The organism is Isoptericola hypogeus, assembly GCF_039531145.1.
GTDB lineage: Bacteria > Actinomycetota > Actinomycetes > Actinomycetales > Cellulomonadaceae > Isoptericola > Isoptericola hypogeus.
This window is the reverse complement of sequence record NZ_BAAAPM010000009.1, coordinates 31,179-56,357: the sequence shown is the minus strand read 5'-3', so window position 1 is coordinate 56,357 and position 25,179 is coordinate 31,179. Positions and strand designations below refer to the sequence as shown.

27 protein-coding genes are annotated in these 25,179 nt (G+C 74.9%); 14 read left to right on the top strand and 13 right to left on the bottom strand.

Features of this window, described 5'->3' with window-relative positions:
• The coding region (locus ABD254_RS18235; protein WP_344250139.1) for an MFS transporter at positions 1 to 1,173 on the bottom strand (1,173 nt) is incomplete at its 3' end.
• A gap of 128 nt (positions 1,174 to 1,301) precedes the next feature.
• Between ABD254_RS18235 and ABD254_RS18230 the strand changes: the two genes are divergently transcribed.
• The 5 genes from ABD254_RS18230 (at position 1,302) to mqo (ending at position 6,261) form a co-directional block, all read left to right on the top strand.
• Positions 1,302 to 2,576 (top strand): GNAT family N-acetyltransferase, encoded by a 1,275-nt coding sequence (locus tag ABD254_RS18230; RefSeq protein ID WP_344250138.1) that lies wholly within the window; start codon positions 1,302 to 1,304, stop codon positions 2,574 to 2,576.
• Between the two features lie 66 nt (positions 2,577 to 2,642).
• Positions 2,643 to 3,200, top strand: coding sequence for a TetR/AcrR family transcriptional regulator (locus ABD254_RS18225; RefSeq protein ID WP_344250137.1), 558 nt, complete (start codon positions 2,643 to 2,645; stop codon positions 3,198 to 3,200).
• Positions 3,197 to 3,877 carry a pyridoxine/pyridoxamine 5'-phosphate oxidase gene (locus ABD254_RS18220; RefSeq protein WP_344250136.1) on the top strand — a complete coding sequence of 227 codons (681 nt, stop codon included), beginning with the start codon at positions 3,197 to 3,199 and terminating at the stop codon, positions 3,875 to 3,877. Before ABD254_RS18225 ends, ABD254_RS18220 begins: the two co-directional genes overlap by 4 nt.
• Positions 3,874 to 4,587, top strand: a complete 714-nt coding sequence (locus tag ABD254_RS18215) for a maleylpyruvate isomerase family mycothiol-dependent enzyme (RefSeq protein ID WP_344250135.1) — start codon at positions 3,874 to 3,876, stop codon at positions 4,585 to 4,587. Before ABD254_RS18220 ends, ABD254_RS18215 begins: the two co-directional genes overlap by 4 nt.
• Before the next feature lie 111 nt (positions 4,588 to 4,698).
• A complete protein-coding gene (gene mqo, locus ABD254_RS18210) occupies positions 4,699 to 6,261 on the top strand; it encodes a malate dehydrogenase (quinone) (RefSeq protein WP_344250134.1) in 1,563 nt (520 codons plus the stop codon).
• Positions 6,262 to 6,271: 10 nt separating this feature from the next.
• Here mqo and pntB read toward each other — a convergent pair whose 3' ends face one another.
• From pntB to ABD254_RS18195, 3 genes are read right to left on the bottom strand one after another with little or no spacing between them, the layout of a single operon-like run.
• Positions 6,272 to 7,684 carry a Re/Si-specific NAD(P)(+) transhydrogenase subunit beta gene (pntB, locus tag ABD254_RS18205; RefSeq protein ID WP_344250133.1) on the bottom strand — a complete coding sequence of 471 codons (1,413 nt, stop codon included), beginning with the start codon at positions 7,682 to 7,684 and terminating at the stop codon, positions 6,272 to 6,274.
• Complete coding sequence (locus ABD254_RS18200) at positions 7,681 to 9,243, bottom strand: Re/Si-specific NAD(P)(+) transhydrogenase subunit alpha (protein WP_344250132.1); 1,563 nt, start codon at positions 9,241 to 9,243, stop codon at positions 7,681 to 7,683. Before ABD254_RS18200 ends, pntB begins: the two co-directional genes overlap by 4 nt.
• An 11-nt stretch (positions 9,244 to 9,254) precedes the next feature.
• Complete coding sequence (locus ABD254_RS18195; RefSeq protein ID WP_344250131.1) at positions 9,255 to 9,695, bottom strand: pyridoxamine 5'-phosphate oxidase family protein; 441 nt, start codon at positions 9,693 to 9,695, stop codon at positions 9,255 to 9,257.
• Positions 9,696 to 9,900: 205 nt separating this feature from the next.
• Between ABD254_RS18195 and ABD254_RS18190 the strand changes: the two genes are divergently transcribed.
• Complete coding sequence (locus tag ABD254_RS18190) at positions 9,901 to 10,977, top strand: LacI family DNA-binding transcriptional regulator (protein ID WP_344250130.1); 1,077 nt, start codon at positions 9,901 to 9,903, stop codon at positions 10,975 to 10,977.
• On the top strand, positions 10,974 to 12,593 hold the full coding sequence (locus ABD254_RS18185) for a UxaA family hydrolase (protein ID WP_344250129.1): 1,620 nt from the start codon (positions 10,974 to 10,976) through the stop codon (positions 12,591 to 12,593). Before ABD254_RS18190 ends, ABD254_RS18185 begins: the two co-directional genes overlap by 4 nt.
• Before the next feature lie 21 nt (positions 12,594 to 12,614).
• Here ABD254_RS18185 and ABD254_RS18180 read toward each other — a convergent pair whose 3' ends face one another.
• Positions 12,615 to 13,202 (bottom strand): TetR/AcrR family transcriptional regulator, encoded by a 588-nt coding sequence (locus ABD254_RS18180; RefSeq protein WP_344250128.1) that lies wholly within the window; start codon positions 13,200 to 13,202, stop codon positions 12,615 to 12,617.
• Positions 13,203 to 13,277: 75 nt separating this feature from the next.
• On the opposite strand from ABD254_RS18180, the gene ABD254_RS18175 reads away from it, so the two are divergent.
• On the top strand, positions 13,278 to 13,679 hold the full coding sequence (locus tag ABD254_RS18175; RefSeq protein ID WP_344250126.1) for a VOC family protein: 402 nt from the start codon (positions 13,278 to 13,280) through the stop codon (positions 13,677 to 13,679).
• 41 nt (positions 13,680 to 13,720) lie between these two features.
• Here ABD254_RS18175 and ABD254_RS18170 read toward each other — a convergent pair whose 3' ends face one another.
• Positions 13,721 to 14,368, bottom strand: a complete 648-nt coding sequence (locus ABD254_RS18170; RefSeq protein WP_344250125.1) for a maleylpyruvate isomerase family mycothiol-dependent enzyme — start codon at positions 14,366 to 14,368, stop codon at positions 13,721 to 13,723.
• A gap of 96 nt (positions 14,369 to 14,464) precedes the next feature.
• On the opposite strand from ABD254_RS18170, the gene ABD254_RS18165 reads away from it, so the two are divergent.
• From ABD254_RS18165 to ABD254_RS18155, 3 genes are all read left to right on the top strand, one after another.
• Entirely contained in the window at positions 14,465 to 15,286 is an 822-nt protein-coding gene (locus ABD254_RS18165; protein WP_344250124.1) for an HAD hydrolase family protein, read from the top strand.
• A gap of 30 nt (positions 15,287 to 15,316) precedes the next feature.
• Positions 15,317 to 15,646, top strand: a complete 330-nt coding sequence (locus ABD254_RS18160; RefSeq protein WP_344250123.1) for a cupin domain-containing protein — start codon at positions 15,317 to 15,319, stop codon at positions 15,644 to 15,646.
• Between the two features lie 76 nt (positions 15,647 to 15,722).
• Positions 15,723 to 16,298, top strand: a complete 576-nt coding sequence (locus tag ABD254_RS18155; protein ID WP_344250122.1) for a hypothetical protein — start codon at positions 15,723 to 15,725, stop codon at positions 16,296 to 16,298.
• 211 nt (positions 16,299 to 16,509) lie between these two features.
• Here the strand turns inward: ABD254_RS18155 and ABD254_RS18150 are convergent, their stop codons facing one another.
• From ABD254_RS18150 to ABD254_RS18135, 4 genes are read right to left on the bottom strand one after another with little or no spacing between them, the layout of a single operon-like run.
• Positions 16,510 to 17,346, bottom strand: coding sequence for a class II fructose-bisphosphate aldolase (locus ABD254_RS18150; protein ID WP_344250121.1), 837 nt, complete (start codon positions 17,344 to 17,346; stop codon positions 16,510 to 16,512).
• Between the two features lie 33 nt (positions 17,347 to 17,379).
• Complete coding sequence (locus ABD254_RS18145; protein WP_344250120.1) at positions 17,380 to 18,327, bottom strand: 1-phosphofructokinase family hexose kinase; 948 nt, start codon at positions 18,325 to 18,327, stop codon at positions 17,380 to 17,382.
• Positions 18,324 to 19,280, bottom strand: a complete 957-nt coding sequence (locus ABD254_RS18140) for an ROK family protein (protein WP_344250119.1) — start codon at positions 19,278 to 19,280, stop codon at positions 18,324 to 18,326. Before ABD254_RS18140 ends, ABD254_RS18145 begins: the two co-directional genes overlap by 4 nt.
• 7 nt (positions 19,281 to 19,287) lie before the next feature.
• Positions 19,288 to 20,202 carry an SIS domain-containing protein gene (locus ABD254_RS18135; protein WP_344250118.1) on the bottom strand — a complete coding sequence of 305 codons (915 nt, stop codon included), beginning with the start codon at positions 20,200 to 20,202 and terminating at the stop codon, positions 19,288 to 19,290.
• Positions 20,203 to 20,355: 153 nt separating this feature from the next.
• Here ABD254_RS18135 and ABD254_RS18130 point away from each other — a divergent pair, with 153 nt between their 5' ends.
• Complete coding sequence (locus ABD254_RS18130; RefSeq protein ID WP_344250117.1) at positions 20,356 to 20,700, top strand: ArsR/SmtB family transcription factor; 345 nt, start codon at positions 20,356 to 20,358, stop codon at positions 20,698 to 20,700.
• The gene (locus ABD254_RS18125; RefSeq protein WP_344250116.1) at positions 20,700 to 21,161 is read left to right on the top strand and encodes an SRPBCC family protein; all 462 of its coding nucleotides are present in this window, start codon (positions 20,700 to 20,702) and stop codon (positions 21,159 to 21,161) included. The genes ABD254_RS18130 and ABD254_RS18125 overlap by 1 nt, the downstream gene beginning before the upstream one ends.
• Positions 21,162 to 21,199: 38 nt before the next feature.
• On the opposite strand, the gene ABD254_RS18120 is transcribed toward ABD254_RS18125, so the two are convergent.
• A complete protein-coding gene (locus ABD254_RS18120) occupies positions 21,200 to 22,039 on the bottom strand; it encodes a helix-turn-helix domain-containing protein (protein ID WP_344250115.1) in 840 nt (279 codons plus the stop codon).
• A gap of 75 nt (positions 22,040 to 22,114) precedes the next feature.
• Between ABD254_RS18120 and ABD254_RS18115 the strand changes: the two genes are divergently transcribed.
• Positions 22,115 to 22,966 carry a phytanoyl-CoA dioxygenase family protein gene (locus tag ABD254_RS18115; protein ID WP_344250114.1) on the top strand — a complete coding sequence of 284 codons (852 nt, stop codon included), beginning with the start codon at positions 22,115 to 22,117 and terminating at the stop codon, positions 22,964 to 22,966.
• A 57-nt stretch (positions 22,967 to 23,023) separates the two neighbouring features.
• On the opposite strand, the gene ABD254_RS18110 is transcribed toward ABD254_RS18115, so the two are convergent.
• Both ABD254_RS18110 and ABD254_RS18105 read right to left on the bottom strand, forming a co-directional pair.
• The gene (locus tag ABD254_RS18110; protein ID WP_344250112.1) at positions 23,024 to 23,995 is read right to left on the bottom strand and encodes an NHL repeat-containing protein; all 972 of its coding nucleotides are present in this window, start codon (positions 23,993 to 23,995) and stop codon (positions 23,024 to 23,026) included.
• Positions 23,996 to 24,074: 79 nt separating this feature from the next.
• Positions 24,075 to 24,968: a helix-turn-helix domain-containing protein gene (locus ABD254_RS18105; protein ID WP_344250111.1), complete on the bottom strand. Its 894-nt coding sequence runs from the start codon at positions 24,966 to 24,968 to the stop codon at positions 24,075 to 24,077.
• Positions 24,969 to 25,179: the final 211 nt, after the last annotated feature.

The following is a 25,179-nucleotide window of genomic DNA, read 5'->3' as shown; positions in this document are numbered from 1 at the left end:
CGACGCGATGCCCGCGTCGGCCGGCGGCGCCGCCCCGAGGATGGCGGTCGTCAGGGGCGCCACGGTGATCGACAGGCCGAGGCCGAACACCAGCAGGCCGGGCAGCACCTGGGTGAGGTAGTCCGCACCGGCGTCCATCGTGAGCATCAACAGGTACCCCGCGCCGGCCACGATCGGCCCGATCGTCATGAACCAGCGCGGGCCGTAGCGCCCGGCGAGCGCGCCGAACCGCGTGGAGAGCGCGAGCATGGCGAAGACCGCAGGAAGCTGAGCCACCCCCGCCGCCGTCGCCGAGTACCCCGCGACCTGCTGCAGGAACAGGGTGAGCACGAATCCGCCGAGCGCCAGGGCGCCGTAGACGGCGGCCGTCGCGACGTTCCCCCACGCGAAGTTGCGCGCCGCGAAGAGCCGCAGCGGCAGCATCGGGTCGCGCGCCCGGCGCTCCCACAGGACGAACGCGACGAGCAGCACCGCGCCGGCGGCGACCGAGACCCACGACCGCTCGATGAGCCCGTAGACGGCGGCGGCGAGCCCCACCGCCGCCAGCACGGCGCCCGGGACGTCGACCCGGCGGCCGGCGGCCGCCAGTGACTCCGGCACGCCGCGCAGCAGGACCAGCGTGACGACCACGACCGGGAGGTTGATCCAGAAGACCCACCGCCACGAGACGAGGTCCACGAGGCCGCCCCCGATGAACGGGCCGACGATCATCGCCGTCCCGGTCCACGCGGTCCATCGGCCGATCGCCCGCCCCTGCGCCTCGCCCTCGAACGTCGAGATGATGAGCGCCAGCGAGCTCGGCACGAGGAGCGCCCCGGCGACGCCCTGCAGCAACCGCGCCACGACGAGCACCGGGCCGGTCGGCGCGAGCGCACACAGCACCGACGCCACCGCGAAGCCGGCGAGCCCGAGCATGAGCACCCGGCGGCGGCCGTGCACGTCGGAGAGCGACCCTGCCACGAGGATCAGCGAGCCGAGGGTGACGAGGTAGCCGTCCACCACCCACTGCTGCAGGCTCAGCCCGGCCTCGCCCGGGCCGCCGAGCTCGTCCGCGATCGCGGGCAGCGCGACGTTCACGACCGTCCCGTCAAGGAACGAGACGAACGAGGCGAGGATCGCGACGAGCAGCACCCGCTGCTGCACGCGTCGCGACTCGGGCGGCACGACGCTCACCCGGGACACGCTACGGCCCGCGGCACGGCCACGACACCCCCGCGCCACCACCCGCGCGGCCGACCCGACGACGCGACGCGCACGGCAAACACCTACCCCGCCGACGCGGTCGTGGATACCCTCCGACGGTGAGCCTCGAGATCCGCCGGAGCACCCTCACCGACGTCCCCGCCGCGCGGCGCCTGGGCGCCGAGGCGTTCGGCGTCCCGTCCACGCCGCCGCCGGACCCGACACCGGGGTCGTGGCCGGCGGCCAACACCCGTCCGTGGGTGGCGGTGGAGGACGCCGCCGGCACCCCGGAGCTCGTCGCGACGCTCGGGGTGCGGCGGTTCACGTCCTGGTTCCACGGGGCCCCCGTGCCGACGGCGGGGATCGCGGGGGTCACCGTCGCGGCCGAGCGGCGCGGCTCGGGCGTCCTGCGCCCGCTGTTCGACGCGGTTCTGGCCGAGGCGCGCGAGCACGGCGAGGTGGTCTCGACGCTCTATCCCACCGCGGCGGGGATCTACCGCGGCCTGGGCTACGAGGTCGTCGGCGCGTACGACGAGGTGCGGATCCCGATGTCCGCGCTCGCCGCGGTGCGGCCCGGCGGCGGGGTGCGCACCCGCCGGGCGACGGCCGCGGACGTCCCGGCGCTCCGGCGGGTGTACGACGCCTGGGCGGCCGCGCAGAACGGCCCGCTGACGCGCGCCGAGACCCCGTTCGAGATGCTCGCCGAGGAGATGGTCGGCCCCGACGCGGACTACACGGGCGTGAGCCTCGCCGTCGCGGGTGGGCCCGACGGCGATGACGGCGACCCCGGCGAACGGGTGCTCGGCTTCGCGAGCTGGTCGCGCGGGTCGGGCTACGACCGGACGACCGCGATCGAGGTGGACGACCTGGTCGCGCTCACGCCCGATGCCGCCCGGGCGCTGTGGCGGCTGCTCGGGACGTTCTCCGGGGTCGTCGGGGAGGTCGCGCTGTCCACGTCCGGCGGCTGGGCCGGCACCGACGTCGCCCGGATCGTCCTGCCCGACCACGCCGCCACCGTGACGTCCCGCCCGTACATGCTGCGGCTGCTGGACGTGCCCGGCGCCCTGGGCGCCGGGCGGCTCGCCCCCGTCACCGCCCGCGTGCCGTTCGCCGTCGCTGACGCTGCCGCCCCCGACCTCGAGGGCGCGTGGACGCTCGGGGTGGTCGGCAGGGTGGACCACGGCGAGGTGCGCGTGGTGCCGGACACCGGTCCCGGCGTCGGCGCGGGCGACCGCATGACGTTCACCTCGGCGGGGATCGCCCAGTCCTACGCGGGCGCGCAGTCGTGCGCCAACCTGCGCCTGGCGGGCCACCTCACGGGGCCGACCGACCACGACGACACCTGGGACGCCCTGTGGGGCGGCCGGCAGGTGCACGTCCGCGACTACTTCTGAACCGACCGCGGGGAGCGTCCGACCCCGCGCATTGCCACCATACCTAGAGGTAGGTATGGTGGCGGCATGACCACGACCACCGATGCGCGCGAGCGGCTCGTCGCGACGGCGCAGGAGCTCTTCGCCGCCCAGGGCGTCGGACCGACCAGCCCGCGGCAGGTGCTGGCGGCGTCCGGCGTCGGGCAAGGCAGCCTCTACCACCACTTCCCCACCAAGCACGACCTCGCCGTGGCGGCGGTCGGGGCCACCGTGGACGAGGCGCTCACCGCCGCCCGCCGCGACCTCGAGGCGGGCGGCCCCGCCCTGGAGCGCGTAATCGGGTACGTACGCCGGCCTCGCGAGGCGCTCGCCGGCTGCAAGGTCGGCCGGCTCACCAGCGACCAGGCCGTGATGGACGACGACGGGCTGCGGGACGTCGTCACCGCCTACTTCGTGCGGCTCCTCGACGCCGTCACGGCGACCCTGCGCGACGCCGGGCTGCCGGAGGCCGAGGCCCGCGACCGGGCGCACACCGCCGTCGCCGTCGTGCAGGGCGGGTACGTGCTGGCCCGCGCCACGGGCGACCCCGAGGCCATGCGCGCCGCGGTACGAGGGTTCGTCGCGATGCTGAAGGAGACACCATGACCCCCGCGAGCACGAGCTTCCGCGAGCGCCTGCGCGCGCTGCCGACCTTCCCGCCCGGCCTGCCGCCCTTCGGGATCGACCTGGACGACCTGCCGTCCGCGCCGGGCACGCCGCAGGACCTGTTCGCACGCTGGTTCGACGACGCCCTCGCCGCCGGCATCGGCGCCCCGCACGCCGCCGTCCTGTCGACCGCGGACGCCGAGGGCCGGGTGCACGCCCGCACCCTGGTGCTCAAGGACGTCACCGCCGCCGGCTGGTGGTTCGCCGGTCACGCCGCCAGCCCCAAGGGCCGCGACCTGGCGGCGAACCCGCACGCGTCGCTCACCGTCTTCTGGCGGGAGCTCGGTCGGCAGGTGCGGATCACGGGACGGGCCACGTCGGCGGGACCGGAGGCGGGCGCCGCGGACTTCCGGGCGCGCCCGGACGGATCGCGGGCCGCCGGGCTGGTGGGGCACCAGAGCGAGCCGCTCGGCTCGCGCGCGGAGTACTCGCGCGCGTTCGCCGACCGGCTCGAGGACGCGCGCGCCGACCCCGCCGCCGTCGCCCCGTCGTGGACGGCCTGGACGCTCGCGCCCACGGAGGTCGAGTTCTGGCAGGCGAGCGACGACAAGGGCCAGGCGCGCCTGCGCTACCGGCTCGAGAACACCACCTGGACCAAGGAGCTGCTGTGGCCGTGAGCATTCCCGACCTGACCCACGCGACCCGCGACGCCGACGCCGCGCTCGGAGCGCTGATCGACGCCGTGCGCCCGCTGCCCGCCGATGCCGGCTCGGCGCCGTCGTCGCTGCCCGGCTGGACGCTGGGCCATGTGCTCGCGCACGTGGCGAACGTCGCCGCGGCGCTCGCCCGCCAGGCGGAGTACGCCGCCCGGGGCGAGAAGGTCGCCCCGTACGACGGCGGCAAGGCCGGGCGCGACGCGGCGATCGAGGCGGGGTCCGTGCGCACGACGGCGGAGCACGTCGAGGCGTTGACCGCCGCTCGCGGGCGCCTCGCGGCGGCATGGCCGGACCCGGCCGACCGGGACGCCTGGTCCGCGCCCGTCGCCTACCGCGACGGCGTCCTGGCCGACGCGCTGCTCGCCTGGTGGCGCGAGGCCCGCATCCACGCCGTCGACGCGACGGCGGGCCTCGGCGACCGCGCGATCGGGTACGACTCGTGGGACGACGCGTTCCGCGCACACCTGCGCGACTTCCTCGCCGTCCGGCTGCCCGGTCCGCAGGACGGGGGCGACGCGGCGGCCGTCGAGCTCGTCGGCGACCCGCACGACGTGGCCGCGTGGCTCGCCGGCCGCGAGCCGAGAGGGGCGGTCTCGGCCGCCCGCGACGGGGTCGCGGTGCCGCTGCCCGAGCTCGGCCCGTGGCCGTCGGCGGCGGCCCCGACGCGCTGACCTGCGCCCTCGCCGAACTCCGGTGTGACCTGCGTCACTGCAGGTCAGGGCGTCGTGTGAGGTTGATCTCTTTCTTTGTGACAGTTTTCACGCGCGACGTAGCATGGCTACGTGACTTCGCCTGCTACGACTGCTGGGGCCCCCGCGCGGGCCGACGTCGACGTCGTCCTCATCGGCGGCGGGATCATGAGCGCCACGCTCGGCACGCTGCTCCAGCAGCTCGAGCCGAGCTGGTCGATCCGCATCTACGAGCGGCTCGACGACGTCGCCCAGGAATCCTCCAACCCGTGGAACAACGCGGGCACCGGGCACGCCGCGCTCTGCGAGCTCAACTACACGCCGGAGCGCAAGGACGGCTCGATCGACATCAGCAAGGCGGTGACGATCAACGAGCAGTTCGAGGTCTCGCGCGAGCTGTGGCAGCACCTCGTCGCCTCCGGGCGCCTCAAGGACGACTCGTTCCTGTCCCGCACCCCGCACATGACGTTCGTGCGCGGCGAGAAGAACGTCGACTACCTGCGCCGCCGCTACGAGGCGCTCGGCAAGCACCCCCTGTTCCGCGACCTCGAGTTCAGCACCGACCGGTCCGCCATCCAGCAGTGGGCCCCGCTGCTCACGCAGGACCGCGACCCGGACGAGGCGGTCGCCGCGACCCGCGCGACGTCCGGCACCGACGTCGACTTCGGCAACCTCACCCGCCAGATGATCGACGGCCTCGTCGGAGGCGGCGCGCAGCTGCGCACGGAGCACGAGATCACGAGCCTCAAGAAGACCAAGGACGGCCGCTGGCGGCTGCGGGTCAAGGACCGCTCGTGGAACGCCGACCGCCGCCACCACACCGTCACCGCGAAGTTCGTCTTCGTCGGCGCCGGCGGCGGCGCGCTCCCCCTGCTGCAGTCGGCGGGCATCCCCGAGATCAAGGGTTTCGGCGGCTTCCCCATCTCCGGCGAGTTCCTGCGCACCTCGAACCCCGAGGTCGTGGCCCGCCACCAGGCCAAGGTGTACGGCAAGGCCGACGTCGGCGCCCCGCCGATGTCCGTGCCGCACCTCGACACCCGCGTCATCGACGGCAAGCAGTACCTCATGTTCGGCCCGTACGCCGGGTTCAGCCCCAAGTACCTCAAGAAGGGCAAGTACCTGGGCCTGATCACGTCGCTGCGGCTGCACAACCTCACGTCGATGCTCGGTGCAGGCCTGAAGAACCTCGACCTCACCCAGTACCTGGTCGGCCAGCTCGCCGCCGCGCCGGAGACGAAGTTCCACGCGCTGCAGCAGTTCATGCCCACCGCGCACCCCAAGGACTGGGAGCGGATCACCGCCGGCCAGCGCGTCCAGGTGATCAAGCGCGACTCCGACGGCAAGGGCGTGCTCCAGTTCGGCACCGAGATCGTGGCCGCCTCCGACGGCACGATCGCCGGCCTGCTGGGCGCCTCCCCGGGCGCCTCGACCGCCGCGTCGGCGATGGTCGACGTGCTGGAGAAGTGCTTCCCGTTCCGGTTCACCAAGTGGCGTCCCGAGCTCGCCACCGTGATGCCGAGCCTGGACGGCGGCGTCCCCGCCGACGTCAGCGGCATCTCCTCCGCCGGGACCGCGGTCCCGGAGTCGGCGTTCGTCCACCCCGACGGCGTGCTCGACGCGGCGGTCTACGAGTCGCAGGCCGACTCGCGGGTCTGACGCCCCGACGTCAGAGCGCCTGGACGATCTTCTCGACCTGCTCCTTGGCGTCGCCGAACAGCATGGCCGTGTTCGCACGGAAGAACAGCGGGTTGCCCACGCCGGCGTAGCCGGTGGCGAGCGAGCGCTTGAACACCACGACGTCGCGCGCCTTCCACGCCTCGATCACCGGCATGCCCGCGATCGGCGAGGACGGGTCGTCCTGCGCGGCGGGGTTCACGGTGTCGTTCGCCCCGACGACGAGGACGACGTCCGTGCCGGGCAGGTCGGGGTTGACCTCGTCCATGCCGAGCACGATGTCGTAGGGCACCCGGGCCTCCGCGAGCAGCACGTTCATGTGTCCCGGCAGCCGCCCTGCCACGGGATGCACGCCGAACCGCACCACGGCGCCGTTCCCCCGCAGCCGCTCGACGAGGTCCGCGATCGGGTGCTGGGCCTTCGCCACCGCCATGCCGTAGCCCGGCACGACGACCACCGACCGGGCCGCGGTGAGCAGGTCGGCCACCGCCTCGGGCGACGTCTCGCGCACCTGCCCCTGCTCCGCGGTGACGCCCGGCGCCGTCCCGCCGCCGGTGCCGAAGCCGCCCAGCACGACCGACCAGAACGACCGGTTCATGGCGCGGCACATGAGGTAGCTGAGGATGGCGCCGGACGCGCCCACCAGCGCCCCGGTGACGATGAGCAGGTCGTTGCCCAGCGTGAACCCGGCCGCGGCGGCCGCCCAGCCCGAGTACGAGTTGAGCATCGACACGACGACCGGCATGTCCCCGCCACCGATCGCCGCGACCAGGTGCCAGCCCAGCGCGAGGGCGACGAGCGTCATCAGCACGAGCGGGACCGTCCCTGCCGCCACCCCGCCCGCCGCGACGAACCACGCGAGCAGGCCTCCGCAGGCGACGAGCGCGACCAGGTTGAGCAGGTTGCGGGCCGGCAGCGTCAGCGGCGCGGACGGCAACCGCCCGGACAGCTTGCCGAACGCGACCACCGAGCCGGTGAACGTCACCGCGCCGATGAGGACGCCGAGGAAGACCTCCACCCGGTGCACGGCGTCGGCCCCGCCCGCCCCCACGGGCTCGCCCAGGTACGACCCGTACCCGACGAGCACCGCCGCGAGCCCCACGAACGAGTGGAGCAGCGCGATGAGCTCCGGCATCTGCGTCATCTCGACGCGGCGGGCACGCCACGTGCCGACCGCCGCCCCCACGACCAGGACGAGGAGGATCAACCCCGCCGTCACCGGCCACGGGCGGGCCGAGCGCTCGAGGGCGAGCGCGATCGTCGCGGCGAGCGCCAGCCCCATGCCGAGCATGCCGAGCAGCGTCCCGCGCCGCGCGGACTCCTGGGCGGACAGCCCCGCCAGGGACAGGATGAACAGGATGCCTGCGACGACGTAGGCGGCCTGCACGACCGACGTGACGGTCATCGCCCGCCCCCGCTCCGCGAGGGCTCGTCCCGGTGGAACATGCCCAGCATCCGCCGGGTGACGAGGAACCCGCCGAAGACGTTCACACCCGCCAGTGCCGCCGCCACCACCGCGAGCGTCGTGACGACCGGCGACGGGTCGCCGATCTGCAGCAGCGCGCCGACCATGATGATCCCGCTGATGGCGTTGGTCTGAGCCATGAGCGGCGTGTGCAGGGCGTGCGTGACGTTCGAGATGACGTAGAAACCGACGACCACGGCGAGCGCGAACACCGTGTAGTGGCCGACCAGCTCCGGCGGCGACGCCGCGATCAGCAGGCCGGCGAGGACGCCGCCCAGCGCGGCCAGCACGACGCGACGCTGGCGGTGCCGCTGCGCCGAGGCCCTCGGGCCGACGGGCGGGGCGGCCTCGGGGGGCGGTTCCGTCGGGGCCGCCGAGACCTGCACGGGCGGGGGCGGCCACAGCACCTGCCCGCCCGTGGTGACGGTCATGCCGCGGACCACCGGGTCGTCGAGGTCGAGCACCGGCCGCCCGTCCTGGCCGGGTGTGATCAGCGCGACGACGCCCGCCACGACCGTGCCGACGAGGCGCGAGGTGTGCTGCGGCAGCCGCGCGGGCAGGTCCGTGTACCCGAGGACGACCACGCCGCGTGCGGTGACCACGCGCTCCCCCGGCACCGTGAGCTCGCAGTTGCCGCCGCCCGACGCGGCGAGGTCGACGATCACCGAGCCGGGCTTCATCGCGTCGACCATCTCCCGCGTGACGGTGGTGGGCGCCGTGCCGCGCACCAGCGCCGTCGTGACGACGACGTCGGCCCGCGCCGTCTGCTCGGCGTAGGTCCGCAGCGCCGCCGCCTCCTGGTCGGTCGTGAGGGCACTCGCGTAGCCGTCCGCGCTGACCTGCTGCGTCGCGTCCGCGGCGCGCACGACCCGGGCCCCGAGCGACTCGATCTGGTCGGCGGCCTCGGGCCGCACGTCGAAGGCGTGCACGTCGGCGCCGAGGCTGGCGGCGGTGCCGATCGCCGCGAGGCCGGCCACGCCGGCGCCGATGACGAAGACGCGCGCGGGCGGCGTCGTGCCCGCGGCCGTGACCTGCCCGGTGAACATGCCGCCGAACTCCTCGGCGGCCTCGACGATCGCGCGGTAGCCCGCCACGTTCGACAGGGCCGACAGCACGTCGAGCGACTGCGCCCGCGAGATGCGCGGCACGGCGTCGAGCGCGAGCGCCGTAACGCCGCGCGCGGCCAGGTCGGCGAGCAGCTCGGGATCGGTCGCGGGGGCGAGCTGCGCGACGAGCACCGCGCCGGGCCGCAGCAGGTCGAGCTCGGCGGGACCGGGCGCGTGCAGGGCCACGACGACGTCGGCCGACCACACGTCGTCCCGCCCGGCGACGCGCGCGCCGGCCGCGACGTACTCGTGGGCACCGAGCCGGGCGCCGTCGCCCGCACCGGGCTCGACGAGGACGTCGTACCCGAGCTCGGTGAGCCGACGAGCCGCGTCGGGGGTGACGGCGACGATCCGGTGGTCCTCGCCGGTGGTGCGGGGGACGCCGAGACGCATCGGTGCCTCCGTCAGCGTGCCGTGTTGTCGACCAGGCTGCGGAGCGCTCCCCACGCCGTCCAGCGGTCCACGTCGATGCGCGCGGTGACGCGGGGGCGGTCCCGGACGGGGTAGGCGTGGCCGGTGTAGTGCCGGGCGATCAGGTCCGTGTCCGAGAGATCGGCGTCGTCGCGCAGCTCCACCACCCGGCCGAGCAGCGTGACGTGCGTGTACCAGTCGTCGTCGAGGACGGTGAGGCTCACCTGCGGGTTGCCACGCAGGTGCTCCAGCCGCTTGCGGCCCGCCTCGAGATTGACCAGCAGATGCCCGCCGGTCGGCGAGTCGTCGTCCTCCCACACGAACCAGGTGGCCGCGGTGACCGGGCTCCCGTCGGGCCGGACGACGGCCATCACGGCGGGTTGCGCACGGCGGACGAGGTCGAGGGCGGTGGTCGGCAGCGGCGGACGGGGCACGAGGTCTCCTCGGGTCGGACGGGCGGCGGCGGCCGTGGACGTGCCCCGACGCTACCGCGCGGGCACGCGAGCGCGCTCGCCGTTCGTCGGTAGGCGTTCGCCGTGGCCGCGACGAGGTGCCAACCTGCCCGCCGCGCCGTCTGAGGAGTGGTTCACCTGGCCCGATGACGACCCCGTGCGAGCGGCCGGTAGGCTAGCCTGAAACGTGCTGGAACCGGTTCCAGCCCTGTCGTCGTCGAGCTCGGGGGTGCGCATGGTCACGCTGCGCGAGGTCGCGCGCGCCGCGGGCGTGTCGCCGGCCACGGCGTCCCGCGCGCTGACCGACGCCCCGCACGTCTCCGCCGCCAACCGCGAGCAGGTGGCCCGGGCGGCCGCGTCGCTCGGCTACCGCCCGCACCCGGCGGCCCGCGCCCTGACGACGGGCACCACCGCCACCGTGGGTCTCGTGGTGCCCGACCTGGCCAACCCGTTCTTCGCCGCCGTCGCCAAGGGGGTGCAGGCGCGCGCCCGGGAGACCGGCCGCGAGGTGCTGGTGGCCGACACGGACGAGGACGCGACGCTCGAGCAGGACGTCGTCGCCCGGCTCGGCAACCGGGTGGACGGCCTCGTGCTCTGTTCGCCACGGATGCCGGCCGAGACGCTCGGCTCGGTGATCAGCGAAGCGCTCGCCGCCGACGGCCGGGTCGCGCTGGTCAACCGCGAGGCGCCCGGCGCGCCCTCGGTGTCCTTCGACATCGCCGACGGCGTGCGGCAGGCGGTGGACCACCTCCGCGCCCTCGGCCACGAGACCGTCGCCTACGCGGGCGGCCCCCGGACGTCCTGGTCGGACGCCGAGCGGCGGACGGCGCTCGGCGCCGCCGCCGGCGGCGCGGTCCTCGACCTCGGGAGCTTCCGCCCCACGCACGGCGGGGGCGTGCAGGCGGCCGACCTGGCCCTCGCGGCCGGGGCGACCGCCGTGCTGTGCTTCAACGACCTGGTGGCGCTCGGCGTCCTCGCGCGCCTGCACGCCCGCGGCGTGCGGGCACCTGACGACGTCTCCGTCGTCGGCTTCGACGACGTCGCCACGGCGGCCCTCGTGACCCCCGCGCTCACCACCGTCGCCGTCCCCCTGGCGCGGGCAGGACGGGAGGCCGTCGACCTGCTCGGCGGCAACGCCGGCGCCGCGGCCCGGCACCGGCGCCTGCCCGTCGAGCTCGTGGTGCGGGCGTCGACCGCGCCCGCACCCCCGGCTTTCTCCCCCAGCCCGCCCGCACGCACCGATCCCGAGGTCGTGATCCGATGAGCACCGCCCCGCACCACCCGCTGCTGCCCCTGGCCGCGGGCGCGTCGTCGCCCGACGCCGCGCCCCTGCCCGGCGTCGTCGACCTCGCCGACGTCGCCCTGGTGCTGCGGCCCGGCGACGACGTCGCGGTGACCACGCGCCAGGTCCCGGCGGGCACGGTGGTGCGGCTCCCCGGCGGCGAGACGACGACCGCCTCCACGCTGCCGCGCGGGCACAAGCTGGCCCTGCGCGCCGTGCCGGCGGGCGCCGAGGTGCGCAAGTACGGGCAGTCGATCGGACGGGCGAAGCGCGACGTCGCCCCGGGCGAGCACGTGCACACGCACAACCTCGGCTTCGCCGACGGAACCGACGACGGTGCCCGCGACCACGAGTTCGGCACGGCCCGCACGACGCTCCCCGCGCCGGCCGCCCGGCGCACGTTCGCCGGCTACCGGAGATCCGACGGCCGGTGGGGAACCCGCAACTACGTCGGCATCCTCACCTCGGTGAACTGCTCGGCGTCGACGGCGCGCCTCGTCGCCGACCAGTTCCGCGGCCCCGTCCTGGACGCGTTCCCGCACGTCGACGGCGTCGTGGCCCTGACCCACGACACGGGTTGCGGGCTGGTGCCCACGTCCGAGGGCGCGCAGGTCACGCTGCGCACGCTGCGCGGCTACGCGAGCCACCCGAACATGGCCGGCCTGCTCGTCGTCGGTCTGGGCTGCGAGATGCTGCCCGCGGCCTCGGTGCTCGACGGGCTGGCGCTGCGCGACGACCTGCCCGTGCGCACCCTGACCATCCAGGACACCGGCGGCATCCGCGCCACCGTGCGCGCCGGCGTCGCCGCGATCACCGAGATGCTGCCGGAGATCGACGCGCTGCGCCGCGAGGAGGCGCCCGCCTCGGAGCTCGTGCTGGGGCTGAACTGCGGCGGCTCCGACGGGTTCTCCGGGATCACCGCCAACCCCGCGCTCGGGCACGCGTCCGACCTGCTGGTGGCGCAGGGCGGCACGTCGATCCTCGCCGAGACGCCGGAGGTCTTCGGCGCCGAGCACCTGCTGCTGCGCCGCGCCGTCTCGCGCGAGGTCGGGCAGCGCCTGCTCGACCGCCTCGACTGGTGGCAGGCCTACGCGGCCGCCGGGGGCGGCACCCTCGACAACAACCCCTCGCCGGGCAACAAGGCCGGCGGCCTCACGACCATCCTCGAGAAGTCCCTCGGCGCCGTCGCCAAGGCCGGCACCGCCGACCTCGTGGCCGTGCACGAGTACGCCGAGCCCGTCACCGAGCGCGGCATGACGTTCATGGACACCCCCGGCTACGACCCGGTGTCCGTGACCGGCATCGTCGCCGGCGGCGCCACCGTCGTCGTCTTCACCACCGGCCGCGGGTCGGTGCTGGGCTGCAAGCCGACCCCGTCGATCAAGGTCGCCACCAACTCCGACACCTACCGCCGCATGCGGGAGGACATGGACCTCGACGCCGGCCGCATCGTCGAGACCGGCGCGACGGTGGAGGAGGTCGGCGACGAGCTGTTCGAGAAGATCCTCGCCGTGGCCTCGGGCGAGCAGACCGTCTCCGAGGAGCTGGACCTCGGCGCCGACGAGTTCGTGCCCTGGCAGCTCGGCGCGGTCACGTGACGCGCGACTGACCCGGACGAATCAGGCCTCGATCCCCCGCAGCAACCGGCGCAACGCCTCCCAGGCCTGTTCGAGGGCCCGGTCGCGGTCCGGCGCGGCGGCCACCCACAGCGCCGCCTCGTTCATGGCGCCGGACAGCAGGGCGGCGGTCGCCCGGACGTCGGCCGCACGGACGAGCCCGGCCTCGGCGAGCCCGTCCAGCACCTCGTCCAGCAGCCGGCCCGAGCTGCGGGCGTCGTCCTCGCGCCACCGCGCCCAGCCGAGCACGGCGGGCCCGTCGACGAGCACCACCTGACGCGCGTCGTCCGCCACCACCGCGGCGAGGAACGCGCGACAGCCGGCCTCGAGGCTCGCCCACAGGTCGCGCTCCCGCTCGGTCGCCCGCTCGATCTCGGCGGCGACAGCGGCCGTCACGTCCGCGTGCACGGCGGCGAACAGCCCGGCGCGGCTGCCGAAGTGGTGGTAGACGGCGCCGCGCGTGACGCCGCACGCCGCCGCGACCTCCTCCACCGCCACCGCGGCGTACCCACGCCGCGCGTACAGGTTCCGCGCGGCGGCGAGGACCGCGGCCGCCGTCGCCTCGCTTTCCGCCTTCGTCCTCCTGGGCATGGTTGACAGGTTACCGACATTGTGAATGTATAGATACGTACACACCGTATGTATCCAACCGACCGGGAGCCCATCGTGATCACCAGCCTCTACCCCGTCCTCGCCTCGTCCGACGTGCCCGCCGCGGCCCGGTTCTACGCCGAGCTGCTGGGCATGTCCCCCACCTTCACCTCCGACTGGTACGTCAGCCTCCGCTCCGGGGACGCCGAGCTCGCCGTCGTCGACGCCGACCACGCCACGATCCCCGAGCGCGCCCGCGGCGCCCGTGCCGCCGGCGTCCTGGTCACGGTCGAGGTGGACGACGTCGACGCCGTGCACACCCGGGTCGTCGCCGACGGCGGGCACGACCTCCTGCTGCCCCTGCGCGACGAGGAGTTCGGCCAGCGCCACTTCATCGTGGCCGGGCCCGACGGCGCGCTCGTCGACATCGTCACGCCCATCGCGCCGTCGGAGGAGTTCGCCGCGCTCTACTCGTAGCGCGGTGCCGCGGGCCAGCTGCCACAGCCCCGGCCCGGCGCTCAGTGCGAGACGGGCATCCGCGCGCGCACGATCGCGACGCCGTCACCGGTCACCTCACCGAGGAACCTGGAGCGGCCCGCCATCACCATGGTCAGGGCGAGGGTGCTGCCGCGTAGCATGGGCCCGGCGCCGTGCGCGAACGGGCCGTCGGTCGCCTCCAGGCGCAGCCCGGCGACCATGCTCCGGCTGTTGACGGCGAAGTCCCGGCCCGCGAAGAACCGCGCCACCTCGGTCATGGCCTCCAGGGACGGCGTCGTCGCGATGCCGAGCGGCGTCCGCACGTCCTGGCCGTGGACGACGACCTCGCCCAGCCACGCGGCGGTGTCGCCGGTCGGCGCGACGCGGCTGTCCACGACGGCGCGGAAGCGCGCCAGCGTCTCGGCCGGCGTCGCTCCGCGGCGCTCCGCCAGCCGGCGGGCGTTGTGCCGGTCGGCGTCGAAACGGGCGGCGACGATGCTGCGGAGCCAGGCCCACCGGCCGATGCTCGCTCCCGCGGTCAGGTGGGCGACGACGTCCTCGACGTCCCACCCGGCGCAGAGCGACGGGGCCCGCCACGCGGCGTCGTCCAGGGTTGCGAGGTCGCCGGCGAGCGCCGCGCGCTCGGCGTGGATCATCGCCCAGAGGTCGTCCCGTGTCGTGGAGGCCACCGCCGCATGCAACCACGGCCCACCGACAGGAGCGAGGCCGAGCCGCGGTTAGGCTGGACGCTCCCGCGCCGTCGAAGCTCTGGAGGTCTGGCGCCCGTGACTGGTTCGCCGAAGCGCGCGATCTTCCTGGACGTGGACGGCACCTATGCCGACCACGGCACCGTGCCCGAGGCGCACGCCGACGCGGTGCGCGCCGCCCGGCGCGGGGGCCACCGGGTGCTCTTGTGCACCGGCCGGCCGGTGTCGATGCTCCCGGCCCCGATCCTCGCCGCCGGCTTCGACGGCGTCGTCGCAGCCGCCGGCGCCTACGTGAGCCTGGACGGGCAGGTCCTCGCCGACGAGCGGTTCCCGGACGACCTCGCGACCGCGGTGCGGCACGTGCTCGACGAGCACGACGTCGCGTACCTGCTCGAGACCCCCGAGGCGATCTACGGGCCCGTCGGGGTCGACGCCCGGTTCACCGCGGCGCGGTCCGCTGCCCCGCAGGAGATCCTCGACGTGCTGCGCATGCCGGGCGACCTGTCCGCCGTCCGGTTCGCCAAGATCAGCTACGTCGACTCGCCCGTCCCGATCGCGGGGCTGCGTGCCCTCTTCGGCCCCGAGATCGGTGTGCTGCCCAGCTCGTACGCCGACTTCGGCGACAGCGCGGGCGAGATCCACCTCGCCCGGATCCACAAGGCGGTCGGTATCGAGACGGTCGTGACGGCCCTCGGGCTCACGGCCGCGGACGTCGTCGCCGTCGGGGACGGCCACAACGACCTGGAGATGCTCGCCTACGCCGGCACCGCGGTGGCGATCGAGGGGGCGCCCGCCCCGCTGCTCGCGGAGGCGGACCTGGTGGTGCCCGGGCCGGCTGACGGCGGCGTGGCGCGGGCGTTCGAGCAGCTCGGCCTGCTGGACGGCGCAGCCAGCCGATAGCATCCAAGGGCCGCGACGAACGGAGCCCCCATGTCGAACCTCGACGCCCTGACCGCGACCCATCTCGCCAAGGCGCGTGCCGCCGAGAACGGCCGCAGCGCCGAGGTCCTGCTTCACGACGGCCCGCTGCGGCAGACCGTCATCGCGCTGGCCTCCGGCACCGAGCTCGGGGAGCACAACTCGCCCCCCGCTGCGTCGATCCTGGTCCTGCGCGGGCGCGTGCGCGTCACCGCCCTCGACGGTCACGACGAGGTGACCGCGGGCGAGATCCGCGTGCTCACCCACGACCGGCACGCCGTCCTCGCGCGGGAGGACTCCGCCTTCCTGCTCACGACGGTGACGAGCGTCCCCCGGGGATGACCGCAAGCGACCACGCCGCCGCGACACAGTCGGGGTGACGTCGCACGCAGCACGCCCCGAGCAGCCAGGAGCCCCGATGACGCGGCCACGCCTCCCCCGTCCGCCGACGCTCGCGACGGTCGTCCTGCTCGTCGCGCTCCTCGGCGCGTGCGCCGGCGAGGGGTTCGCGACCCTGCCGCCGGCGGCCGCGCCGTCGGCGGTCCCGTCGCCCACGGCGACGACCGCGCACGGCGAGTGGCCCGCCACGGAGGTCGAGGTCGAGCAGCCGCCGCCGTTCGAGGTCCGGCACGCGGGTGAGGCCCTGCTGATCTACCCGCACTCCTTCTGCAACGCGACGGGGTGCGCGGACGGCGCCGACGAGCACCCGCCGTCGGTCGGGTCACCGGCAGAGGTCTACGTGCGGGTCCCGGTCGCCACGTTCACGGAGCTTCGGGTGAGCGGCGCGCCGGTGGACAACCGGTGCGCGGAGCCGGCGGACGAGTACGCCGTCGAGCCGCTCGGCGAGGGCTGGTGGCGGGTGACGCCCCGCGGCGCGGCCGACGAGCGCCGCGTGACCCTGTTCGCGGACGGCGGCGACGGGTCGGGCAGCATGGGCGCCGACCTGCGCTGGACCACGCCGCCGGGCGACGCGCCGCCCACCACCTGTCAGTGACCGTGCCCCCTCGTTGGGAGGATCCGGTCACCGCTCACCTCGGGGTTCATCGGGCCGCCTCGACAGCCTCCGCCAGAGTGATCCCACTGCTCCCCGGCTTGAGGTCGGCCCACCCCTCCGCGATGCGGTCGCGCACGGCCTCCCCGAGGCCCTTCCCCCGCCACTCATCACGGTCGGCCATCACCGGCATGTCGCTGCGCGCACGCTGGGCTCACGCCCCGGCGAACAACCTCAGCAGGCGCGCGGCCTCCGCGGTGACGGCGTCCCGGCCGGCGCGCACGTACTTCCGGGAGTCGACGACGTCCGGGTGCTCCGCCAGGTAGCCGCGCACCGCCGCGGTGAAGTGCTTGTTCAGCTGCGTGGACACGTTGATCTTGGTCATCCCCGCGCGGATCGCGGACGCGAGCACGTCGTCGGGGACCCCGGACGAGCCGTGCAGCACGAGGGGCACGTCGAGCCCCGCGCGGAGCGCCGCGACGAGGTCGAGGTCGAGGGCGGCGGTGCGCTCGGTCATCGCGTGCGACGAGCCGACGGCCACCGCGAGCGAGTCCACCCCCGTGTCCGCGACGAACGCCGCCGCCTCGTCGGGATCCGTGCGGACGCCGGGCGCGTGCGCGCCGTCCTTGCCGCCGACCCTGCCGAGCTCCGCCTCGACGGCGACGCCCGCGGCGTGCGCGTAGGTCACGACGCGCGCCGTCGCGGCCACGTTCTGCGCGTACTCCAGCGTCGACCCGTCGAACATCACCGAGCCGAAGCCCAGGTCGATCGCCGTCCGGGCCAGGTCCTCGTCCTCCGCGTGGTCGAGGTGCACGGCGACGTCCGCCCGCGAGGCGTGCGCGAGCTCCAGGCACGCGAGCGCGAGCGGGTCCAGCGAGCCGTGGTAGGTCACGCAGTTCTGCGAGAGCTGCAGGACCACGGGCCGGCCGGTCTCCTCCGCCGCGGCGACGAGCGCCTCGGCCGTCTCGAGGTGGACGACGTTGAACGCCCCCACCCCGGTGCCGCCGGCGACGGCCGCGGCGAGGAGGTCGGCGGTAGGGATCTGGGGCATGCGGAGCTCCTCGTCGTGGGGTGTCTCGGGGCTTCAGGAACGGGTGAGGACGACGTCGCGCTCGAGCGCGCGGTACGCCGGGTCGAGCTCGCCCGCGAGCGGCGCGAGGACGGCGGCCGCGGACCACGCGACGGCGCGGCGCAGCAGCGCGGCCAGGTCGGGCTGCCCGGGCGTGCGGTCGGCGAGGGAGACGGCGGCGGCGGCTACGGCGGCGTCGCCCGCGCCCGTGGGGTTGCCGCGCAGGGCGCGCGGCAGCCGCGCGCGCAGCACGTCGCCCGGGCGGTCTGCGTCGACGACGATCATCCCGTCCGGGCCGAGCGTGACGACGACGCGCCGGGCTCCGGCCTCCAGCAGCGCGCGGGCGCCGGCCACCGGGTCGGCGGTGCCCGTCGTGGCGACGAGCTCCTCGCGGTTGGGCTTGACCAGGTCGACCCCCACGGCGCAGGCGGCCAGGAGCGGCGGCCCGACGGCGTCGACGACGGCGGGGACGCCGGCGTCGTGCGCGGCGGTCACGAGACCGGCGTCGAGGCCCGCGGGCGCGCCCGGCGGCAGGCTGCCGGAGACGACGAGGCACGACACCCGGCCGGGACCTTCCGCGCCAAGGAGCTCGACGACGGCGGCCCGGAGCGCGTCGAGCTCGGCGGCGGCGAGCTCTGTCCCCCGCTCGTTGAGGATGGTGGTGTCGCCCGCGGCGCGGTCGACGAGCGCCACGCTGCGGCGGGTCGCGCCGGCGACGGGCACGACGCGGTGCGCCAGGCCGGACGTGGCCAGCTCCGCCGCCAGCTCGCGGCCCGTCTCGCCGCCGGCGGTGACGACGGCGAGCGCGTCGGTGCCGACCTGCGTCAGGACGCGGGCCACGTTGACGCCCTTGCCGCCCGCCCGCACGGCGGGGGCGTCGACGCGCAGGGATGCGCCGGGCGCGAGCCCGTCGACCGCGTAGGTGACGTCGATCGCGGGGTTCGGGGTGACGGTGAGGATCACGCTCCGCCTCCCGCAGACGGCGCCACGTCCCTGGCCCGCAGCGCGGCGCCCAGCACGCCCGCGTCGCCGCCGAGCCGCGCGGGCACCAGCGCGGGCCGCCGGTGGAACGTCAGCAGCGCGCCGAGCCGCTCGGCCAGCGGCGCGAGCAAGGTGTCGCCCGCGTGGGAGAGCCCGCCGCCGAGCACGATCGCCTGCGGGGCGAGCAGCGCGACGACGTGCGACAGCCCGAGGGCCAGGGCGTCGAGGGCCTCGTCCCACACGGCCCGGGCCACCGCGTCGCCGTCCTCCATCGCGGCCAGCACGTCGCGCGCCCCGGGCACCTGGATCCCGCTCGCGTCGGTGTACCGGCGCGCGATCGCCGCCGCCGAGGCGACCGCCTCCAGGCAGCCGCGCCCGCCGCAGACGCAGTCGGGGCCGTCGGCGACGCGTGCGTGCCCGATCTCGCCGGCGAGGCCACCGCCACGGTACGGACGCCCGTCGAGCAGCACCGCGGCCGCGATCCCGGTGCCCAGCGTGACGACGAGCGCGTCGCGGTACCCCGCGGCGGCGCCCAGCCGGTACTCGGCCCACCCCGCGGCGGCGACGTCGTGGCCCAGAGACACGGGCAGCCCGAGACGCGCGGACGCCGCCTCGGCGAACGGCGCGTCCCGCCAGCCGAGGTTCTCCGACCAGACGCCGACGCCACGCTCGTCGTCGACGATGCCGGGGACCACGAGGCCCAGCGCGCGCGGCGTCACGTCCGGGTGGCGGGCGGCGAGCTCGGCGGCGACCGCGGCGGCCTCGTCGACCACGCGCTCGCCGGTCCGCCCGGCGTCGCGCGGGGTCGGCCGGCGCAGCACCTCGCGGACGACTCCCGACCCGTCGACCAGGGCCGACTTCGTGTCGGTGCCGCCCACGTCGACGGCGAGGACCGCCGCCCCCGGGCCGAGCGAGACCTCGGGCCCTGCGCTCATGATCGGCTCACGCGCCCTCGAGCACGACCGAGCGGGTGAGGTTGCGCGGCTGGTCCGGGTCGAGCCCGCGGCGCCGGGCGCGCTCCAGGGCGACCGCGTGCACGCGGACGAGCTCCGCCATCGGGTCGGCCGCGCGGTGCTCGTAGTGCGCGCCGGTGGCCGCGGTGTCGCGGTCGATGCCGGCCGGCATCGTGCCGAACGCCCACGTGACGCGCCCCGGCGCGGCGATCGCGATCGGCCCGTGGCGGTACTCCATCGCGGGGTACGACTCGGTCCACGACTGGGCCGACTCGCGCATCTTCAGCGCGGCCTCGTGCGCCAGCCCGACCGTCCACCCGGCGCCGAGGAAGGTGTGCTGCTCGGCGTCGACGAGCACGTCCGGGGCCGCCTCGGCGAGCGCCGCGCGCGCGTCGGCGACGGCGGGCGCGAGGTCCTGGCCGAGGGTGGCGCGCAGGTAGGCGAGGGCCGTCGTCGCGAACCGCGTCTGCACCACGGACCGCTCGTCGGCGAACGGCAGCGCCACCAGCTCGTCGACCAGGTCGACGAACGGGGAGCCGGTGTCGCCGACGATGCCGAGGGTGGGCACCCGGCCGCGCAGGCGCTCGACGAGCTCGAGCACCTCGGTCGTGGTGCCCGACCGGGTGATCGCGACCACGGCGTCGTAGCCGCGGTCGACGAAGGCCTCGGAGGCGGTGAACGCGTCGGTCTCGCCCTGGCCGGAGGCCTCGCGCGCCACGGCGTAGGACTGCGCCATGAACCAGGAGGTGCCGCAGCCGATCACGGCCACGCGCGCGCCCGCTGCGGGCGCCGCTCCCCCGGCGACCGCGAGCTCCGCCGCGCGCTCCCAGGTCTCGGGCTGGGATGCCAGCTCGGCGGCCATGTCGGCGCCGGGAACGCGTCCGGGCGATGGTGTCTCGGTCATCGTTCTCCTCGCGGGTCGATCGGGGTACGTCGTCGTGGCCCATCCAACCATATGAGTGAGCGAAAATGAGCGATCCGCGGATCAAGGCGTCATCTTCATCCCTTGGCCCCGGGTCCGTTGACATGTGACCATATGGTCACCTATGGTGAACGGATGACGCCCGACGACGAGACGCAGGAGGCCGTGTTCCGCGCCCTCGCCGACTCGTCCCGACGGCGGCTGCTCGACCTGCTCCACGCGCGGGGCGGGCAGTCGCTCACCGAGCTCGAGGAGGAGTTCGCGATGACCCGGTTCGGCGTGATGAAGCACCTGCGGGTGCTCTCGGACGCCGGGCTCGTCGTCACCAGGAAGCAGGGCCGCAAGACGCTGCACTTCCTCAACCCGGTGCCGATCCGGCTGGTCCACGACCGGTGGATCGACAAGTACACCGAGCCGCAGGTCGCCACCCTGGCCGGCCTGGTGCCCCTGCTGGAGGGGGCAAGCCCCGAGGAGGGCTGATGAGCACCACCGACCACGACCTCGCGACCGAGCAGGTCTATCAGATCGTCATCCGCACGACGCCGGAACGGCTCTGGGAGGCGATCACCTCGCCGGCCTTCACCACGCAGTACTTCCACGGGGCGCGGATCGACGTCACCCCTGAGCGCTACACCTCCCGCGGGCCCGACGGGCAGTCGTGGGGCGACGACGCCGTGTACGAGTTCGACCCGCCCCACCGCCTGGTCCACGGCTGGCGGTCCCTCTACGACCCGGACCTCGCCGACGAGCCCGAGAGTCGGGTGACCTGGCAGATCGAGCCCCGCGACGGCGGGCTCTGCCTGCTGACCGTCACGCACGACCGCCTCGAGGGCTCGCCCCGGACCGCGCGCGGCGTCTCCGGCGAGGGCTGGACGACGGTCCTGTCCGGCCTCAAGACGCTGCTGGAGACGGGGAGCCCGATGCTGCCGGCCGACGGCTGACCGACGGCGGCGACCGTCGAGCGCGCCCGGACTCGCGGTCAGGGGCTCGGCGGTCGCCTGGTGTGCTGCGCTCGGAACTCCGTCGGCGGAACACCCGCCTTACGGGCGAACAGCCGTGAGAAGAATGCCGGGTCGTCGTATCCCACCGCCGCACCGATGGCACCCACGGGCAGCTCGGTACGCACGAGGAGGTCCTGCGCTCGCTCGATGCGGGTCGTGACGATGAACTCGTGCGGAGACCGCCCGGTGGCCTCGTGGACGACCGCGCGCAGCGTCGCCGGGGAGAGGCCGAGGCGCCGCGCACGCTCGGCGATCTCGATGCGGTCGGCGGCGTGCTCGCGCAGGGCCGCGATCACGCGGTCGGCAACCCGGTCCGCGTCTTCGTCGTGGATCTCGACCTCCGCGGCCAGCGCGATGAGCCGCAGACAGAGTGCCGACGCCGTGACGCGCGCCGACCGGCGGGCCGATTCGAGCACGCCGCGCAGCTCGGCGAAGAACTCCGGCACCTCGGCCGGCATCTGGCGGAGCTGAGCCACCGGACGCCGGGTGTCGAACGCACCGAGGTCGAGCAGCGCGCGCACCGTGACGCCGTCGAACAACAACCAGTGCTCGGTCCATCCGTCGGGTGCGGGACCGTAGCCGTGCAGCCGCCCCGGCGGCACCCGGATGACCGCGGGGGAACTCACCGTGCGTCGTCCCACACGTCGATCGTGGTACTCGCCGGCGCCGCTGCTCACGAACACGAGGGCATGGCTGTCCAGACGCCGGTTCGAGAACCCCGTGCGGGCATCGGACTGCTCGCCGGCGCCGAGGCACACGAGGCCGTGGTCGCGCAGCAGGGGTGTCGGCGCGGCGTACTGCGCCCAGCTCGAGACCACCTCGGCACGATAGTCCAAGGGATGCGTGCCGCGGATCCATGGATGTCGCGGATCAGCGTCGCCGACCATGGAGCCATGCTCACCTCGAACGGCTACGTGCTCGACGACGACCCGACCCGCCTCGCCCGGCTCGAGCCGGTACCCATGGACGAGCGCGACGACCGGGACGCGCTCTGGGCCAGGCTGCGCCGCGACGGCTACCTCTACCTCACCGACCATCTCGACCCGGCCGAGGTGCTCGCCTTCCGCCGCTACTACTTCGAGGCGCTCACGCCTGCCGGGCTCATCGCCGACGGCAGCGACCCGGCGGACGGCATCGCGGCCGACCGGGACGTCGACCGAGGCTCCTACCGGCGGATCCTCTACGACGACGTCGTGCCGGGGGCCGAGTACCAGGCGCTGTGCGCGGCGCCGCGCGTCGCCGACTGGTTCGCGTGGCTGCTCGACGACGAGGTGCACCTGCACAAGCGCAAGATCATCAGGCACACGAAGCCGGGCGATCGCGGCCTCGGAACGGCGACGCAGGCACACTACGACCTCGTCTACCTGCGGGAGGGCACCGACCGCGTGCTCTCGATGTGGATCCCGCTCGGCGACATCCCCCTCGAGCGTGGCGGACTTGCCTACCTCGAGGGCAGCCACCACCGGGTCATGGCGCAGGAGGCCGCCGGGCTGCTGCGCCGGCCGGCCGCGTCGATCACCGCCGACCTGCCCGGCCTCGCCGACGAGTACGACGCGCGTTGGCTCGTGACCGACTACGCGGCCGGCGACGTGATGGTGCACTCGGCGCACATCGTGCACGCGGGCCTCGACAACGTCGACGCCGGCGGGAAGATGCGCCTCTCGACCGACATCCGGTACCAGCGCGCGTCCGAGCCGATCGACTGGCGCTGGCAGGAGCACTGGCACGATCAAGACGGTCTCTGAACGGTGGTGCCTTCCTGAGAGGGCGTTTCCTGCCATGGGCAGGGGAACCGGCGACGGCTACGCGGACGCCCTCGGCACGAGCCGGGTGATGCGGCCGCCGATCACCCACTCCGTCACGATGACGTGGCCATCGGCGGTGGCCGCGATTCCGTGCGGCGCGCGAAACTCTCCGAGTGACGTGGGCCGTTCGATCGCGCCGCCGCGGGCGACGTTCGGCCACGCCGCAGGGGGTCGCCGCAGGGGCGTCCCGATGCTGCCGAGCACCTCGTCGTCGGGGCCGAACGCGACGACCCGACCGTCGAGCTCCGTGATGAGCAGCCGCTCGCCGTCGAGGGCGAACCCCGACGGGCTGGTGAGCGCAGACTGGCCGAAGTCGCCGAGGAACTCCCCGTCGAGGGTGAGCCGGACGATGCGCCGGTTCAGGCGGTCGGCGACGAGAAGCGAGGATGTCGTCGAACGGGAGTCCACGACGATGGCGTGGGGCTGCCGGAACCGCGTCCCGGTGCCTTCACCGTCGGACTTCCACAGCAGATCGCCGGCGACGGTGAAGGCGTAGACCATGCTGTCGCCGTACCCGTCGGCGACCCAGATCCGCGCGTCGTCGGCGCCGAACGCCGACAGCGCGACATCGCACGGTCGCCACGTCTCGGGCCCGACCAGCTCGGCGCTGACGTCGCCGTCCCCGCTCAGCCTCAGAACCCGCCCTCGCACCGGATCGCCCTCGTAGCCTCCTTCGGTGGTCCGCTCGGGCTTGTAGCCGGTGTCGGCAATCCAGGTCTCGCCGTCAGCGTCGACAGCAAGACCATGCAGCTCCGTGCCCGGGAACGGCACCCGTTCGAGGTCGTCACCGCGGATGATCACGAGGTGGCGGGCCTGCGCGTCCGCCGTGTGGATCGCGCCGTCGGGTGCGACGGCGACGCCGTGGTGCGCCCACGCGGTCTCTCCGGGCTCATCGACGGCGATGATCTCTCGGAGGTACTCGGTGTCGTCGAGCACCGTGGCAGCTTCGGCGGGGCGAGGGAGGGGCATGCCCTCACCCTGCGACAACCTCGACCGAAGTTCGATGGATTCGCCCGCTCGCCTGCTTGGACTTTTCGTGGGGCGCAGGTCAGGACGGGTCGTCGTTCGGCAGACTCCGATCCTGGACGATCACCGCACCGTGGCGTCGGAACTCCCGTGGCGGCAGGCCGGTCCTGCGGGTGAACAGCCTGCTGAAGTAGGCCGGATCGTCGTACCCGACGCGGCGGGCGATCGCGGCGACCGTGAGGGACGACCCGGTCAACAGCGCCTTCGCCTCGCTCAGCCGGGTGCCGAGCACGAACTCGTGCGGCGGGAGACCCGACATGGACCGGGTCACGTCTCGCAGCCGGCTCATGCTGACGCCGAGACGTGCGGCGTGAGCCGGCATGGTCAGCGGGAGACGTGCGGCGTCGCGCAACCGCCCGAGGAGCACGTGGTCGTCGGACGCCGCGGCATCGGTGGACGGTCGGCGGGCGTGCGCGAGCAGGTCGTGGAGGGCGGGCACGGCCCGGACGCCGGCGTCCGGGTCCGGACGTCGGCACAGCGCGAGCAGCCGTGCGAAGGCACCGGCCACGCCGTCGCCCGCCCGGGGCCCGAGCGACAGCACCGGGAGGTCGGGGTCCAGGTAGCCCATCGCCTCGTATACCGCGACGGCCGGCCCGTCGAACAACACCCAGGCCTGCGACCAGCCAGAACCTGCCGGGCGGTACCCGTGCAGGACGCCGGGGAACAACCAGAGCACGGCGGGGCCCCGCACCTCGACCAGCCGGCGGCGCGGGCCGTGGAGCAGCTCGCCCTCCCCCGACCCCACCAGGACGGCCGCGTAGCAACCGAGCGCGCGTTCCGGGGTGGGTGCGGGCGGGTTCCACTGCTCGCCGGCACCGAGGCAGACGAGCCCGAGCCCACGGTGTCCGGGACTCGGCGTGAGGTAGGTCGACCAGTGCACCACGGGCTCGGCAGACCTGCGGACGCCGGGGTTCATGAGCACCAAGAGTCCAAGAACCTTCCCGAGCAGTCCATGCTCCCGCAGCCCGGGGTTCGGCGACCGGGCTGTCGGACGCCGGCGCCTACGAGGGCGCGGGCGTGGGCGGACCGGTCCCGTCGCCCGCCGACGGCTGACCACGGGCCGCGAGCCACCCGCACGCCTCGAGACCCTGCCCCGCTCGCCGCGGGGCAGGGTCTCGTGCGTCGGG

Excerpts from the sequence above, each read along its gene's own strand:
- ABD254_RS18225 (WP_344250137.1), top strand. The coding sequence starts at position 2,643 with ATGACCACGACCACCGATGCGCGCGAGCGGCTCGTCGCGACGGCGCAG.
- ABD254_RS18220 (WP_344250136.1), top strand. The coding sequence starts at position 3,197 with ATGACCCCCGCGAGCACGAGCTTCCGCGAGCGCCTGCGCGCGCTGCCG.
- ABD254_RS18105 (WP_344250111.1), bottom strand. The coding sequence starts at position 24,968 with ATGAACCCCGGCGTCCGCAGGTCTGCCGAGCCCGTGGTGCACTGGTCG.
- ABD254_RS18115 (WP_344250114.1), top strand. The coding sequence starts at position 22,115 with ATGCTCACCTCGAACGGCTACGTGCTCGACGACGACCCGACCCGCCTC.
- ABD254_RS18110 (WP_344250112.1), bottom strand. The coding sequence starts at position 23,995 with ATGCCCCTCCCTCGCCCCGCCGAAGCTGCCACGGTGCTCGACGACACC.
- ABD254_RS18155 (WP_344250122.1), top strand. The coding sequence starts at position 15,723 with ATGACGCGGCCACGCCTCCCCCGTCCGCCGACGCTCGCGACGGTCGTC.
- ABD254_RS18200 (WP_344250132.1), bottom strand. The coding sequence starts at position 9,243 with ATGCGTCTCGGCGTCCCCCGCACCACCGGCGAGGACCACCGGATCGTC.
- ABD254_RS18135 (WP_344250118.1), bottom strand. The coding sequence starts at position 20,202 with ATGACCGAGACACCATCGCCCGGACGCGTTCCCGGCGCCGACATGGCC.
- ABD254_RS18125 (WP_344250116.1), top strand. The coding sequence starts at position 20,700 with ATGAGCACCACCGACCACGACCTCGCGACCGAGCAGGTCTATCAGATC.
- ABD254_RS18185 (WP_344250129.1), top strand. The coding sequence starts at position 10,974 with ATGAGCACCGCCCCGCACCACCCGCTGCTGCCCCTGGCCGCGGGCGCG.
- pntB (WP_344250133.1), bottom strand. The coding sequence starts at position 7,684 with ATGACCGTCACGTCGGTCGTGCAGGCCGCCTACGTCGTCGCAGGCATC.
- ABD254_RS18180 (WP_344250128.1), bottom strand. The coding sequence starts at position 13,202 with ATGCCCAGGAGGACGAAGGCGGAAAGCGAGGCGACGGCGGCCGCGGTC.
- ABD254_RS18140 (WP_344250119.1), bottom strand. The coding sequence starts at position 19,280 with ATGAGCGCAGGGCCCGAGGTCTCGCTCGGCCCGGGGGCGGCGGTCCTC.
- ABD254_RS18160 (WP_344250123.1), top strand. The coding sequence starts at position 15,317 with ATGTCGAACCTCGACGCCCTGACCGCGACCCATCTCGCCAAGGCGCGT.
- ABD254_RS18130 (WP_344250117.1), top strand. The coding sequence starts at position 20,356 with ATGACGCCCGACGACGAGACGCAGGAGGCCGTGTTCCGCGCCCTCGCC.
- ABD254_RS18150 (WP_344250121.1), bottom strand. The coding sequence starts at position 17,346 with ATGCCCCAGATCCCTACCGCCGACCTCCTCGCCGCGGCCGTCGCCGGC.